Below are 13,535 nucleotides of genomic sequence, written 5' to 3'. Positions count from 1 at the left end.
GGGATCCGCGCTTGCCGGGTCCGTTCCGGACCGGCCTGGTCGTCACCCGGGGCACCCCACCGCGAATGGAGGGTTGCCGGCCAGCAAACCGGGGTTTCGCGCTGGCACTCGTGACCTGTTTCGAGATTAGGACATTCACGGCGCCGCGGGAAAGCGGCGGCGATTATTAAGCACTTTGTTACGCCCGCCGGAAGAACGGGCTTCCGGTCGAATATACGACGGCGGGCGTCCCCTGGGAGGGGCGCCCGCCGTCGTTTATTCGGAATATAGGTGATCCGGCCGCGGATCAGAGGAGGTCGTCGAGGTCCGGGTTCAGCCGCTTGAGGACTTCGGAGTGGAGGATGGAGTTGGTGGCCAGGGCGTTGCCGCCGAAGGGGCCGTCCACGCCCTCGAGGGAAGTGAAGCGGCCGCCGGCCTCGGTGACGATCGGCACCAGCGCGGCCATGTCGTAGAGGTTCAGCTCCGGCTCACAGGCGATGTCCACCGATCCCTCGGCGACCATGCAGTAGGACCAGAAGTCCCCGTAGGCGCGGGTCCGCCAGACTTCCTCCGTGAGGCCCAGGAATTCGTCCAGGTTGCCGCGCTCCTTCCACCCGCCCAGGCTTGAATAGGAGAGGGAGGCGTCGGACAGCTTGGACACGTTGGACACCTTCAGCCGCGTGGCAGCAGCCAGGGACCTTCCCATGTAGGCGCCGGCGCCTTTCGCGGCCCACCAGCGCTTGCCCAGCGCCGGTGCGCTGACCAGGCCGACCACCGGCTCGCCCTCGTCCACGAGGGCGATCAGGGTGGCCCACACGGGCACGCCGCGGACGAAGTTCTTGGTGCCGTCGATCGGGTCGATGATCCAGCGGCGGGAACCGTGGCCTGAGCTGCCGAACTCTTCGCCGAGGACGGCATCCCGGGGGCGGGAGCGGGAGAGCTGGCCGCGGATGGACTCCTCGGCTGCCTTGTCGGCATCCGTTACGGGGGTCAGGTCCGGTTTGGTTTCAATCTGAAGGTCCAGCGCCTTGAAACGGCTCATGGTCTGGGAGTCGACGGAGTCGGCCAGGACATGGGCGAGCCGCAGGTCATCGTTGTAGCTCGAAGCGGGTTGGGTCATGGTTCCAAACTACCGTCTCCGGGGCCGGCCGGCCGGGAGGTCGGGTCCTTGGCCCCTTCGCCCGCTAGGAAACGATGCCGAGTTCCTTGGCTTCCTGCGCTTCCATCCGGGGATCGGTGCCGAGCAGGCGGCGCAGTGATGCCAGCCGCGCAGCCCCTGACGGGCCAGCTTTTCCTTCTGCCACCCAGGCGTCCACCCCGCAGTTGATGGCGGAGGAATCATGCTTGCAGCCGCGTTCGCAAGCGTCCGTGCCGGGTTCGAGGTCGGGGAAGGAACGCAGGATCCGGTCCGGATCCACGTGGGCCAGGCCGAAGGACCGGATGCCCGGTGTGTCGATAATCCAGCTTCCGGCGGGCGCGTCGCTGATCCGGAGGGCAAGCGCCGACGACGACGTGTGCCGCCCCCGCCCGGTGACGGCGTTGACCCCTCCGGTTGCCCGTTCAGCACCGGTCAGGGCATTGACCATGGTGGATTTCCCGACGCCCGAATGACCCAGCATGACCGTGACCTTGCCGTTGAGGTGGGCCCGCAGTTGCGACACGGCGTCGCTGTCGAGGCGGGCCGATAGCCCGTCGTCGGAGCGGGCATCGATTCCTGAAGCTGCGGCATCGGCCGTGCGGCTGATGATGACCGGAAAATCCAGGTGCCGGTAGTTGGACAGGAGTTCAGTGGGATCCTTGACGTCGGCCTTGGTGACCAGCAGCAGCGGCTCGATCCCGGCGTCGTAAGCGGCCACCAGCGCGCGGTCGATGAAACCCGTGCGTGGTTCCGGATTGGCGGCGGCAACCACCACCACAAGCTGGTCCGCATTGGCGACGACGGCCCGCTCAATAGGATCGGTGTCATCGGCGCTGCGCCGCAGCAGCGTGCGGCGGTCCTGGATCCTGACGAGCCGGGCAAGGGTGTCCGGTGCTCCGGAAACATCCCCCACCAGGGACACGAAGTCCCCGGCGACGACAGGCGAGCGGCGGAGTTCACGCGCACGCGCGGCGATCACCGTGCGTTCATTGCCGCTGTCCTCGCCCACCACCGCCGTGTAGCGCCCGCGGTCCACCGTGATGATCCGGCCGGTCACGGCGTCGTCATGGCTGGGCCGGTCCTTGGTCCGGGGACGCGTACCTTTCTTGTTGGGTCGGACCCGGATATCGGATTCGTCCCAGGTACCGGTGCTACGCCCCACTGGCCTGTTCCCCCTGGCGGCTCCGCTGCGCAAGCATGGTTTCCCACAGCTGCGGGAAATCCGGCATTGTCTTGGATGTGGTGCCGATGTCTTCTACTTCGACACCTGGCACGGCGAGGCCCAGGATGGCCCCGGCAGTGGCCATCCTGTGGTCTGCGTAGCTGTGGACGACGCCGCCGTGGAGCTTCGCGGGCCGGATCACCAGGCCGTCGGCGGTTTCCTCGGCGTCCCCGCCCAGGCGGTTGATTTCGGTGACGAGTGCAGCCAGCCGGTCCGTCTCATGGCCGCGGAGGTGGGCTATGCCGGTCAGCCGCGACGGGCCGGTGGCCAGTGCGCACAGCGCGGCAACGGTCGGTGCCAGTTCACTGGTGTCCGCAAAGTCCGCACCTTTGATTTCCGGTCCGCCCGTGACGGTCAGGGTGCCGTTGTCCAGCGTTACCGTGGCGCCCATCGCAGCCAGGATGCTGCGCCACAGGTCGCCCACCTGCGTGGTGGGTGCGGGCCAGTTGGGAATGCGGACGGTGCCGCCGGTTGCCAGCGCCGCGGCCAGGAAGGGGCCGGCATTGGACAGGTCCTGTTCAATGCGCCGGTCGAAGGGCCGGATGGGGCCCGGCGCCACAACCCAATGGTTCGGGACGGAATCGTCCACGGACACGCCAACCTCGCGGAGCACAGCCACGGTCATGTTGATGTGGTCGAGGCTGGGGACAGGCTTGCCCACATGCTCCAGGTGCAGGCCCTCAGTGAAACGCGCACCCACAAGGAGCAGCGCCGACACGAACTGCGACGAGGCACTCGCATCAATTACGAGATGGCCGCCCCGGACCTCACCCGTGCCATCGACGGCGAAGGGGAGCGACGACGGCCTGGTACCTTCGGCGGAACGGACGTCGACGCCGAGCGCAGCCAGCGCCTCGATGATGGTGCCCATCGGCCGCTTGCGGGCGTGCGGATCTCCGTCGAACACTGTGGCGCCGCTGCGAAGGGCGGCCACCGGCGGGACAAAGCGCATCACGGTTCCGGCCAGTCCGCAGTCAATAGCGACATCACCCGGCGCAGCGTCCGGACGCAGGGGCGTGACCTCAAGGTCCGGCCCGAACGAGCCGTCTCCCGGGACTTCCCGGATGCCCGCTCCCAGCTGGCGGAGAGCCTGGATCATCAGGGCGGAGTCGCGCGAGTGCAGGGGTGCGCGGAGCCGGGACGGGCCGTCTGCCAAGGCTGCCAGGACCAGATACCTGTTGGTGAGGGACTTGGAGCCCGGGACGGTGACCGTCGCGTCGACCGGGGCGTCGGCGAACGGCGCCGGCCAGCAGGAACCGGCCGCAGCCGGTGCAGGCGGTACAGGGGCGGTGGGGGCGGTGCCTGTCATTCGTGCCTATGCTTTCACTGCGTGGTCCACGGCTTTGCGGACAGCCTTGTCGGCCTTCTTGAGCTTCTTCGTGGTGGTCTTCCGGGCGTCTGCAGCCAAGTGGCTGGCACCCTTGCGGGCATCGGCTGCCAGGTGCTCTGCCCGCCAGGCCAGGCTCGGCTTGCCCGCGGTGTCTACGGAAGCGAGCAACACGCCGCCGGTGAGGGTGACGTTCTTCAGCAGCTGGTTGCGCCGCGCGTCCCGGCCTTCCTTGGACGTGATGTCCGCGCTGCGCCACTCGACAAAGGCGTTCAGCGCCGAAATCACCGCGAGCACGGTGGCGGCGAGCCTCGCCGACTTGCCGAGGGCAAAAAGCACGCCGGCGCCCACCTGGGTGCCGCCAATGACGCGTGCCAGCACTTTTTCGTTCGTTTCGAACGGGAGGGAATCCGCAGCCCGGCGCAGTACGGGGGACAGCTGCGTCGCAGTGTCATCCGCGTTCTTGAGCTTGTCCAGGCCGGCGAGAACGAAACTGGAGGCCAGCATGGGCCGGGCGAGAATACGGACAAACGACATGAATTTCCTCCTGGGTGGACGAGCCGCGGAACTTCTGCGGGGGAACCGGTTCTAGTCTTGCACTTTTGCGGAATATTTGCCCGCTGGCCATGGTTGTGAAAAGCAGGTCCCAATGAGTCAGGGGCCGCGCTTGGCTGCGGCCCGAGGCACTTGCGGATGCCCGGCGGGCGGGGCATCCGGAAGCGTCAGAACGGGCGCCCCCGGAGCCGGCACCTGCAAGGACGTCCAAGTAACGACGGGCGTTGGGACATAGAGCGGAGATGGAGCTTTGGCATTGGTTAGAGACAGAGTGGAACTCCTTGCACCGATGGAGTTCTCCGGACGCGACGGCGAGGGCGGAGACCGTCCGGCGCCCGCCGGACGCGTCACAGTAGACTTGAAGGCAATGAGCACCATTGATCCGGCCGTTGCGGCCATATATGAGGCTGCCGGAAACGACGCCAAGACCACCACTGAGCCTCCGGCGGATGCCGCGGAGGCGGAAGTCGACGTCGTGTCCGAGACGCCGGAGCAGCGCAGGCAGCGGTTTGAACGCGACGCCATGCAGTATGTTGACCAGCTGTATTCCGCTGCCATGAGGATGGCACGGAATCCCGCTGACGCTGAGGACCTGGTGCAGGAGGCCTACACCAAGGCGTTCTCCGCGTTCCATCAGTACAAGCCCGGGACCAACCTCAAGGCATGGCTTTACCGGATCCTCACCAACACGTACATCAATCTTTACCGCAAGAGGCAGCGCGAGCCGTTGCAGTCGAACTCGGACACCATTGAGGACTGGCAGCTGGCGCGGGCGGAATCGCATACCTCGTCCGGGCTGCGCTCTGCCGAAGCGGAAGCATTGGACCACCTTCCCGATTCCGACGTGAAGCGGGCACTCCAGGCGATTCCGGAGGAATTCCGCCTGGCTGTGTACTTCGCCGATGTGGAGGGGTTCGCCTACAAGGAAATCTCAGACATCATGAACACCCCCATCGGCACTGTGATGTCCAGGCTCCACCGCGGCCGCAAAATGCTGCGCGACATGCTCGCGGACTACGCCGCAGAGCGGGGTTTCAAAGCCGCGGCCGATCCCGGCGCAGCGGCCGAAAGCACAAAACAGGAGAACAGGAAATGAGCGACTGCCAGGGACTGGGCGATTGCGACGACGCCCGGATGCAACGTATTTATGAATACCTGGACGGTGCGTTGACCCACAGCGACATCGCCGAGATCAAGGATCACCTGGACGGTTGCCCGGAGTGTCTTGAGGAGTACGATCTCGAGTGCGTCATCCGCAAGGTGGTCAAGCGCTCCTGCACGGAAGCCGCCCCGGAGAACCTGAAGAGCGCCATCCTGGACCGGATCCACTCGATCCGCCCCGTCGAGGCCTAGTTCCACAGCAAAGGGCCCCGGAAACCATGTGGTTTCCGGGGCCCTTCGCTTTAAGCTCATGTTCCAAACCGTAGCTTAGGTGTTGGGGCGCTTCCCGTGGTTCGCGCCGCCACGCTTACGGTCACGACGTTTACGTGCACGCTTGCTCATAGCTGGCCTCCTTAATCTTGGTACTCAAAAGAGCTGCCCTCAAGTCTCCCACATCACGCGACGGCCCGCGAACCGGGCCCCTCAGTGACTGACGCAGTTCAATGACCATCTGCGTTCAGGGAGTTGCGGATGGAAATCCGGGCCTGGTCCAGGACCGTCCGGATCGTCTCGAGCGTGACCCCGCTGATAGGCGCAGCGCTTGCCCGGAGCCGGAGTTCCACCCGGAGGTCATCCCTGAACGCCTGGACCAGCATCTCCGCCTCTTTCAGGGTGCGGTCGCCTTCCGGAGTGTGCCGCATGCCCCGCTCCGGAAAACCGGCAGAACGGGCAGACGCCCTGGCGGCTTCCGCCGTGGCGGCAAGGTCGGCCCGGAGGCCACGCATGTTGACACGGATATCCTCGCGCAGGTTGTCGGCCAGCCGGCGGACGGAGGCGGAAATGTCATTCTCGACCCCCGCCAGTTCGTCCCGGCGCCGGTTGAGCTCCACCAGCCCGGCCGGGGTAATGCGGTAGTTGGTGCGGCGTCCCTGGGTTTCCGTCGCCACGAGCCCTTCCTCCTCGAGCTTGCCGAGCCGAGGGTAGATGGTGCCCGCACTGGGGGAGTAGGTCCCGCCGAACCGTTCGCTGAGTGCTTTGATGAGCTCATAGCCGTGTTTGGGGCCGGATTCCAGGAGCGAGAGCAGATAGAGGCGAAGTGCGCCGTGGGCGAAGACCGGAGGCATCTAGGCCTCCGTTTCGGCGTCCGCAGGCGGCTGGCTGTGGATGATGTAGGTCTTGCCGGAGACGGAGTTCGTTCGGACGAGCATGAGTTGCTCGTCCGGCCCGGCGATAGTCTGTACCTTACCGCCCGGGACGATGTATTTCTGGTCATCGATGACCACAGCGCCGCTGGCGGATTTGGCGACAATGTCCACGCCGACGTCATGGGGGAGCCTGAGGGTGAGGTCCCCCGACACGGAGTTTGCCCCGAAGTCGTGGGTAAACCCGTGCAGGTCGAAGCTCATGTCGCCGCTGACCGTGTTGGCTCGGATGTTACTGAACCGGCCTGAGGCCGTGACCTCGCCGGACACGCTCTTGGCGGTCAGGACGCCGTCGTGGTTCCGGGCGATGACGTCGCCGGACACGGTGTTGACGTGGAGTTCCCCGCTGGTGCGGTCTGCCATGACGGAACCGGAGACGGTGTTCAGCTTTGTGTGCCCCGTGATCCCGGAGACGAGGCCGTCACCGCTGACGGTACCTGCCTCAACTTCCACTCCGGCCGGCAGTGCAATGCTGATGACGACGGAGTTGGTGCTGCTGTTGTTGACCGTCTCCATGAGGTTCTTGAACCAGCCCTGCGCGCCGTGCAGCTGGTGGCGCACTTCGAGCCGGCCGTTGACGTTGGTGATGGTCAGCGGGTCGCCGTGGATTTCGGACACTTCGATCCGCGTGACATCCTCGTCGTGGGTGACGACGTCGAACCGTCCCCGGATGATTCCGAGCTTAAGTGACCTGACGCCGTCCACGTCGATGGTCTGCGGACCGGTAACGGTCCAGGTGTTCTCGTCCACTGCGCCCTCCAAGTTGCGATATATCGTGAATATGATTTGACGATATATCGCGTTTGGAGCGAATGCAATAGGCGACGGCGGCTAGCGGTAGATCTTTCCGATGAGTGTCCGGGCAATCGTCGTGGCAGGGTCCCGGCCGTCCGGCGTCGGGGCCAGGTTGGTCCAGACGACCAGTGTGACCTGGTTGGCGGGGTCATGGCCTGCGAAGCTGTTGAAGCCGGGAAGCTCACCGGTGTGCCCGTAAAGCTTCCCGAATTTAGCGATTCCCAGCCCATAGAGGGCGCCTCCCGGGTCGTCGGCCTTTACCGGCCGCGGGCTGTCCAGGCGTACTTTCTGCAGGCCGGGCCCCAGGACCTTCCCCGTGCCGAGTGCCTCCGCCCAGGTTGCCAGGTCTTCCGCGGTCGAAATTCCGGACCCGGCTGCCCAGGCCCACGAGGGGTTCATGGCTGTCTGGTCAACGGGCAGGAGCGTTCCGTCGGCGGCAGCCTTTTGCATGTCCTCGGGGAGGGCCGGGTCGTCGAGCGTCAGCACGTTGGTCCCGTACATGTACCCCTGCGGATGCGGTTCGGGAATTGCATTGGACGCCTGCTCCGGAAACACGGACCCGGTCAGTCCGAGCGGGGTGAACAGCCTGTCCCTGAATGCCGCGGTGAGCGGCTTGCCGTCCAGGGCCTCCGCGATCAGGCCGAGCAACACCGTGTTGGTGTTGGAATAGTGGAAGCCCTCGCCGGGGGCGAAATACGGCGGATGGCGGAAGGCCGCGGCCAGCAGTTCATCAGTGGTCCACGCCTTGCCGGGATCCGCGTCGAGGACCTGGTTTACGTTCGGGTCCTCGGTGTAGTTGTAGAGCCCGCTGCGCATCGTGAGCAACTGTTCGATGGTGATGTTTGCGCCGTTGGGCACATCCGGACGGTAGTCCGCCACCGGGTCGTCGAGCTGGATCTTCCCCTCCTGGACCAGCTGCAGGATGACAGTGGTGGTCCAGGTCTTGGTGATGGAGCCGATCCGGACGTGGTCCGCCGGCGTGACGGGATCGGTTCCGCCGAAGCTTCGCACGCCGTACGTGTAGGTGAGGTCCCCGCCGGGGGTCCGCAGGAGCATCGCTGCGCCGGGGACGCGCACATCCTGTGCCGTTTCCCGGAACGTCTCCTCCAGCGCCGCCTGGTCGAAGGGATGCAGGGCCTCGTTGGACGAAGCGGGCGGGGAGGAAGCTGCGGAGGAAGGGGAGGAGGATGACGGGGCAGGAGCCGGGCCCGCACTGCAGCCGGCCAGGGCAAGCACCAGCGCTACGGCCAGCGCTGCCGGGGCAGGGGAGCCCTTGGGGATTCCGGGAACTTTCATGGACCCACAGCCTTATGTCGACGGCGTTATGGGCCCCATTGGGTCACGGGCGGCACTGAGGTGTCAAGCACCCTGTGCAGGCAATGCCGCCCGGTGTTCCGCGATCACTCCGGGGCGGCGATGCCGAGCCACTGGAACCAGCCGCGGTGCAGCACCAGCCAGGCCATCAGCCCGTAACCGGCCTGTCCCGGGGTTCCGCCGTTGGCGGCCAGGTCCTGGCGCCATTGTTCGTGGTTGAGCAGGGGGGAGAAGGTATCCACGTACAGGTGCTTGCGCCGCGTGGTGACATCGGCGAAGGCCGTGTTCAGCTCACCCAGCCTGCGGTTCTGCGAGGGATCCAGTGACGGCGGCGGACCCACCACAAAGACCTCGATCTTGTTCTGGGAGGCGGAGTCCAGGATGTTGGCAAGGTTCAGGCGGCTGCGGGCCGTGGACAGTCCGAACTCAACGTCACGCCCGCTCAGCCCGATGACCAGCCGGTTTTCGTGGTTGTTGCCGAAGCGGCGGCCGGCTTCGTCAAGCCAGCGGGCGGCCAGGCCCTCGGTGCCTTCCTGCGGACAGGGGAGGGGGTAACACTCAACGGTCATGCCGTCCTGCGGAGTGCGGGCCAGTACCCGGCCCAGCCAGCCCAGCGCCCGGGGATCACCCAGGCCGGCCAGCAGCTCATCTCCAACAGCCGCAATCCGCAGCTTCCTGTCTTCCACCACTACCTCTTAACCTCAATGTGCAACAAAATTCAGCGTTCCATGGAACCGGGCTTCCGGCCAACTCCGGCGGCTGGCTTCGGTGCCCTTTCCATTAAGCAACACTGCCCGGCCGGAGTCGTGAATGTCGAGCTCCGGCCGGGCAGTGTTCAAGCTACTTCCGTGCAAACGCCTGCTTGAGGAGGGTGTCCTGCTCCGCAGCGTGCCGCTTCATTGAACCTGCGGCCGTGGATGCCGAAGCCGGACGGGAGACCAGCTTCACCCGGCGGTCGAGTGCCTCGGGCAGGTTCAGGCCCATGAAAGGCCACGGTCCCTGGTTCGCCGGTTCGTCCTGCGCCCACACCACTTCGGCGTTGGGGTACTTGGCAAGCTCCGCGGCGATTTCCGCGGCAGGCAGCGGGTAGAGCTGCTCGACGCGGACGATCGCGGTGGTCTTGTCGCCGGTCTTCTGCCGCGTGGACAGGAGATCGTAGTACAGGCGGCCGGACACCAGCAGCACGCGCTCCACGGCATCCGCCTGCAGCTGTTCGTGCTCGCCGATGACGGGGCGGAAAGCGCCGGTGGTGAAGTCTTCCACGGAAGAAGCTGCAGCCTTGAGGCGGAGCAACTGCTTGGGCGTGAAGATGATGAGCGGCTTCCGCGGCCGGCTGTACGCCTGGCGGCGCAGCAGGTGGAAGTGGGACGCCGACGTCGTGGGGTTGGCCACGATCATGTTGTCCTCGGCGCAGAGCTGCAGGAAGCGCTCGATCCGAGCGGACGAGTGGTCCGGGCCCTGGCCCTCGTAGCCGTGGGGCAGCATGAGCACCAGCGATGAGCGCTGGCCCCACTTCTGCTCCGCCGAGGAGATGAACTCATCGATGATGGTCTGCGCGCCGTTGACGAAGTCGCCGAACTGCGCTTCCCACAGCACAAGGGCGTCAGGGCGCTCCACGGAGTAGCCGTATTCGAAGCCCATGGCCGCGTATTCGGACAGCAGGGAGTCGTAGATCCACAGTTTGGCCTGGTCGTCGGACAGGTTGCCCAGGGGCAGCCACTCGTTGCCGTTGGCGCGGTCGTGGAACACGGCGTGGCGCTGCACGAAGGTGCCGCGGCGCGAGTCCTGGCCGGCGAGCCGGACCGGAACGCCTTCCATAATGAGTGAGCCAAAGGCGGCGATCTCGCCGAAGCCCCAGTCGATGCCGCCCTCGCGGGACATCTGTTCACGCTTCTCCAGCAACTGCTTGAGCTTGGCGTGGACCGTGAAGCCCTCGGGGATCTCGATGTGGGCCTTGCCGATGCGTGCCAGCGTGTCGGCGGAAATGGCGGTGGACGCGGGGGCGTTGATGCCGGAGTCCGACTGCTGGGCGCTGGGCCGTTCGATGTCGGACACGGCTGCCGAATCCGCGGTGATGATCGGGATCGGCGAGGTCTGCGCTGCGTGGGTCTCGGCGAAAACGCGTTCCAGCCGTTCCTGGTAGTCACGGAGCAGCTGCTCTGCTTCTTCCTCGGTGATGTCGCCGCGGCCGATCAGCGATTCGGTGTACAGCTTGCGGACCGAGCGCTTGGCTTCGATCAGGTTGTACATCAGCGGCTGGGTCATCGAGGGGTCGTCGCCCTCGTTGTGACCGCGGCGCCGGTAGCAGACCATGTCGATGACAACGTCCTTGTGGAAACGCTGGCGGAACTCGTAGGCAAGCTGGCCGATGCGGACCACGGCCTCCGGGTCGTCGCCGTTCACGTGGAACACCGGAGCCTGGATCATCTTGGCGACGTCCGTGGAGTAGGTGGAGGAGCGTGACGAGGAAGGAGCGGTGGTGAAGCCCACCTGGTTGTTGACCACCACATGGATGGTGCCGCCGGTGCGGTAGCCGCGAAGCTGGGAGAGGTTGAGCGTTTCCGCCACCACGCCCTGGCCTGCGAACGCGGCGTCACCGTGGACCATGATGGGGAGCACGGGGAAGGCTTCGCCCTGGTCCAGGCGGTCCTGCTTGGCGCGGACGATGCCTTCGAGGACGGAGTCCACGGCCTCCAGGTGCGAGGGGTTGGCGGCGAGGTAGACCTTGGTTTCCTTGCCGTTGTCCGACGTGAAGGTGCCCTCGGTGCCGAGGTGGTACTTGACGTCGCCGGAGCCCTGCACGGAACGCGGGTCCTGGGTGCCTTCGAATTCGCGGAAGACCTGTGCGTAGGTCTTGCCGGCGATGTTGGTGAGCACGTTCAGGCGGCCGCGGTGGGCCATGCCGATCGCGACTTCGTCGAGGTTGTCGTCGGCAGCGTCGGAGATGATGGCGTCCAGCAGCGGGATCAGCGACTCGCCGCCCTCCAGGGAGAAGCGCTTCTGGCCCACGAACTTGGTCTGCAGGAAGGTTTCGAAGGCTTCCGCAGCGTTGAGCTTGGACACGATGCGCAGCTGCTCTTCGCGGCTCGGCTTGGAGTAGGGGTGCTCCAGCTGGTCCTGGAACCACTTGCGCTCGGCCGGGTCCTGGATGTGCATGTACTCGATGCCGGTGGTGCGGCAGTAGGCGTCGCGGAGAACGCCCAGGATGTCGCGGAACGCCAGCATGGGCTTGCCGCCGAAGCCGCCCGTGGGCCACTCGCGGTCGAGGTCCCACAGGGTCAGGCCGTAGGTGAGGACATCCAGGTCCGGGTGCTTGCGCTGGACGTATTCCAGCGGATCGGTGTCCGCCATGAGGTGGCCGCGCACGCGGTAGGAGTGGATCAGCTGCTGGATCCGGGCAACCTTGTTGATCTGGTCGGCCGGGTCAACCTGCAGGTCCGGGCTCCAGCGCACGGGCTCGTACGGGATGCGCAGGGATTCGAAGATCTCGTCGTAGAAGTTCTGCGCACCCAGCAGGAGCTGGTGCACGAGCTTCAGGAACTCGCCGCTGCCGGCACCCTGGATGACGCGGTGGTCATACGTGGAAGTCAGCGTAAGGACCTTGCTGATGGCGTTGTGCGCGATGATCTTCTCGCTGGCACCCTGGAACTCGGCCGGGTAGTCCAGTGCGCCGACGCCGATGATGGCAGCCTGGCCCTTGGAAAGGCGGGGCACGGAGTGCACGGTGCCGATGCCGCCCGGGTTGGTGAGGGATACCGTGGTGCCGGAGTGGTCATCTGCGGTCAGCTTGCCGTTGCGGGCGCGCTTGATCAGGTCCTCGTAGGTGTGCCAGAACTCGGAGAAGTTGAGGGTCTCCGCTTTCTTGATGTTCGGGACCATCAGCAGGCGCGTGCCGTCCGGCTTGGGCATGTCGATGGCGATGCCGAAGTTCACGTGGGCAGGCTGGACCGCAACCGGCTTGCCGTCCACTTCGTCGTAGTAGACGTTCATGGAGGGGAACTGGGACAGGGCGCGGATGACGGCATAGCCGATGAGGTGCGTGAAGGAAACCTTGCCGCCGCGGGCGCGGGCCAGGTTGGAGTTGATGACCACCCGGTTGTCGATCAGCAGCTTGGCCGGGATGGCACGGACACTGGTGGCAGTGGGAACTTCCAGGCTGGTGACCATGTTGGAGGCGATGGCCTTGGCCGGTCCGCGGAGGACGGAGACGACGTCCTCTTCCGGAGCCGTGGGTGCCTTGACGTTCTTGGGCAGCTGGGCGGGGATGGGCGGGGCACCTGCGGATTCGGGCTTTTTCGAGCCGTCCCGGGCGATGGTGGCGGGTGCTTTCTTCGCCGGAGCTGCAGCCGGCGCTGCCTGCGGCTGGGCGGGAGCGGGCTGGGCAGGAGCGGCCGCTGCGGGTTTGGCAGGTGCTGCCTGCGACGGTGCCGGTGCGGGAGCTACAACTGGAAGTTCGCGGGTTGCGGGGTCAGCGGGCGCCGCTGCACCCGAGGTCCCGTTGGAAGACGAGCTGTCACCGGCGTCGAAGGATTCGAACAGGGGCCACCACTTGGCATCTACCGTGTTCTTGTCCTGCTGGTAACGCTCGTACAGTTCGTCAACGAGCCACTCGTTTCCGCCAAATTCCTCTGGTAGACGGTGGCTAGGCTGCTCTGGCACTTGAAATACGCCTCTTCCATGAGTTTGATTTCCCTCTGGTCGCCTTCGGTGCCTCAGCACAACAATCGAACCAGTCTCTGCGTCCTGTGAACTCAGACCTTTGCCAGTCTAGTGAGGATTCTCTGTTAACTGCCAATAAGGGTGACCCAAATCATGTAGCGGCGAAACACTTGTACGAATCAGGCCCCGGAACGGCCCTCGGCGCTGTCCCGCTTGGGGCCGCGCTCTCGCCTAGACTCGCAC

General features: G+C 65.7%; 12 protein-coding genes and 1 riboswitch. Of the genes, 2 read left to right on the top strand and 10 right to left on the bottom strand.

Annotated features, from left to right (window positions below; translation table 11 throughout):
• Positions 1-2: 2 nt before the first annotated feature.
• Positions 3-116: riboswitch (SAM riboswitch) on the bottom strand.
• 170 nt (positions 117-286) lie between these two features.
• From hisN to RW112_RS02015, 4 genes are all read right to left on the bottom strand, one after another.
• Complete coding sequence (gene hisN / locus RW112_RS02030) at positions 287-1,099, bottom strand: histidinol-phosphatase (protein ID WP_305941530.1); 813 nt, start codon at positions 1,097-1,099, stop codon at positions 287-289.
• A 64-nt stretch (positions 1,100-1,163) separates the two neighbouring features.
• Positions 1,164-2,279, bottom strand: coding sequence for a ribosome small subunit-dependent GTPase A (locus RW112_RS02025; protein ID WP_317780190.1), 1,116 nt, complete (start codon positions 2,277-2,279; stop codon positions 1,164-1,166).
• A complete protein-coding gene (gene aroA, locus RW112_RS02020; protein WP_317780189.1) occupies positions 2,269-3,648 on the bottom strand; it encodes a 3-phosphoshikimate 1-carboxyvinyltransferase in 1,380 nt (459 codons plus the stop codon). The genes RW112_RS02025 and aroA overlap by 11 nt, the downstream gene beginning before the upstream one ends.
• Positions 3,649-3,654: 6 nt before the next feature.
• Complete coding sequence (locus RW112_RS02015) at positions 3,655-4,203, bottom strand: DoxX family protein (protein WP_317780188.1); 549 nt, start codon at positions 4,201-4,203, stop codon at positions 3,655-3,657.
• A gap of 307 nt (positions 4,204-4,510) precedes the next feature.
• Here RW112_RS02015 and RW112_RS02010 point away from each other — a divergent pair, with 307 nt between their 5' ends.
• Complete coding sequence (locus RW112_RS02010; RefSeq protein ID WP_317780814.1) at positions 4,511-5,317, top strand: sigma-70 family RNA polymerase sigma factor; 807 nt, start codon at positions 4,511-4,513, stop codon at positions 5,315-5,317.
• Positions 5,314-5,574 carry a mycothiol system anti-sigma-R factor gene (gene rsrA / locus RW112_RS02005; RefSeq protein ID WP_305941526.1) on the top strand — a complete coding sequence of 87 codons (261 nt, stop codon included), beginning with the start codon at positions 5,314-5,316 and terminating at the stop codon, positions 5,572-5,574. The genes RW112_RS02010 and rsrA overlap by 4 nt, the downstream gene beginning before the upstream one ends.
• A 75-nt stretch (positions 5,575-5,649) precedes the next feature.
• Here rsrA and RW112_RS20840 read toward each other — a convergent pair whose 3' ends face one another.
• The 6 genes from RW112_RS20840 to RW112_RS01980 form a co-directional block, all read right to left on the bottom strand.
• A complete protein-coding gene (locus RW112_RS20840) occupies positions 5,650-5,724 on the bottom strand; it encodes a 50S ribosomal protein bL37 (RefSeq protein ID WP_369299106.1) in 75 nt (24 codons plus the stop codon).
• A gap of 98 nt (positions 5,725-5,822) precedes the next feature.
• Entirely contained in the window at positions 5,823-6,446 is a 624-nt protein-coding gene (locus RW112_RS02000; RefSeq protein WP_317780187.1) for a PadR family transcriptional regulator, read from the bottom strand.
• Positions 6,447-7,274, bottom strand: coding sequence for a DUF4097 family beta strand repeat-containing protein (locus RW112_RS01995; protein ID WP_317780186.1), 828 nt, complete (start codon positions 7,272-7,274; stop codon positions 6,447-6,449). It abuts the gene before it with no gap.
• A gap of 81 nt (positions 7,275-7,355) precedes the next feature.
• Entirely contained in the window at positions 7,356-8,615 is a 1,260-nt protein-coding gene (locus RW112_RS01990; protein WP_317780185.1) for a serine hydrolase domain-containing protein, read from the bottom strand.
• Between the two features lie 104 nt (positions 8,616-8,719).
• Complete coding sequence (locus RW112_RS01985) at positions 8,720-9,319, bottom strand: GDSL-type esterase/lipase family protein (RefSeq protein WP_317780813.1); 600 nt, start codon at positions 9,317-9,319, stop codon at positions 8,720-8,722.
• Positions 9,320-9,473: 154 nt separating this feature from the next.
• Complete coding sequence (locus tag RW112_RS01980; protein ID WP_317780184.1) at positions 9,474-13,292, bottom strand: multifunctional oxoglutarate decarboxylase/oxoglutarate dehydrogenase thiamine pyrophosphate-binding subunit/dihydrolipoyllysine-residue succinyltransferase subunit; 3,819 nt, start codon at positions 13,290-13,292, stop codon at positions 9,474-9,476.
• Positions 13,293-13,535 lie beyond the last annotated feature (243 nt).

This window comes from Arthrobacter sp. B10-11 (assembly GCF_033142195.1).
GTDB lineage: Bacteria > Actinomycetota > Actinomycetes > Actinomycetales > Micrococcaceae > Arthrobacter > Arthrobacter oryzae_C.
The sequence above is the reverse complement of the archived record's forward strand: the minus strand, read 5'-3'. Positions and strand labels throughout refer to the sequence as shown.

What these genes read in the sequence shown, in the direction of transcription:
- hisN (WP_305941530.1), bottom strand. Translation starts at nt 1,099, where the DNA reads ATGACCCAACCCGCTTCGAGCTACAACGATGACCTGCGGCTCGCCCAT.
- aroA (WP_317780189.1), bottom strand. Translation starts at nt 3,648, where the DNA reads ATGACAGGCACCGCCCCCACCGCCCCTGTACCGCCTGCACCGGCTGCG.
- RW112_RS02015 (WP_317780188.1), bottom strand. Translation starts at nt 4,203, where the DNA reads ATGTCGTTTGTCCGTATTCTCGCCCGGCCCATGCTGGCCTCCAGTTTC.
- RW112_RS02010 (WP_317780814.1), top strand. Translation starts at nt 4,511, where the DNA reads ATGGAGTTCTCCGGACGCGACGGCGAGGGCGGAGACCGTCCGGCGCCC.
- rsrA (WP_305941526.1), top strand. Translation starts at nt 5,314, where the DNA reads ATGAGCGACTGCCAGGGACTGGGCGATTGCGACGACGCCCGGATGCAA.
- RW112_RS02000 (WP_317780187.1), bottom strand. Translation starts at nt 6,446, where the DNA reads ATGCCTCCGGTCTTCGCCCACGGCGCACTTCGCCTCTATCTGCTCTCG.
- RW112_RS01990 (WP_317780185.1), bottom strand. Translation starts at nt 8,615, where the DNA reads ATGAAAGTTCCCGGAATCCCCAAGGGCTCCCCTGCCCCGGCAGCGCTG.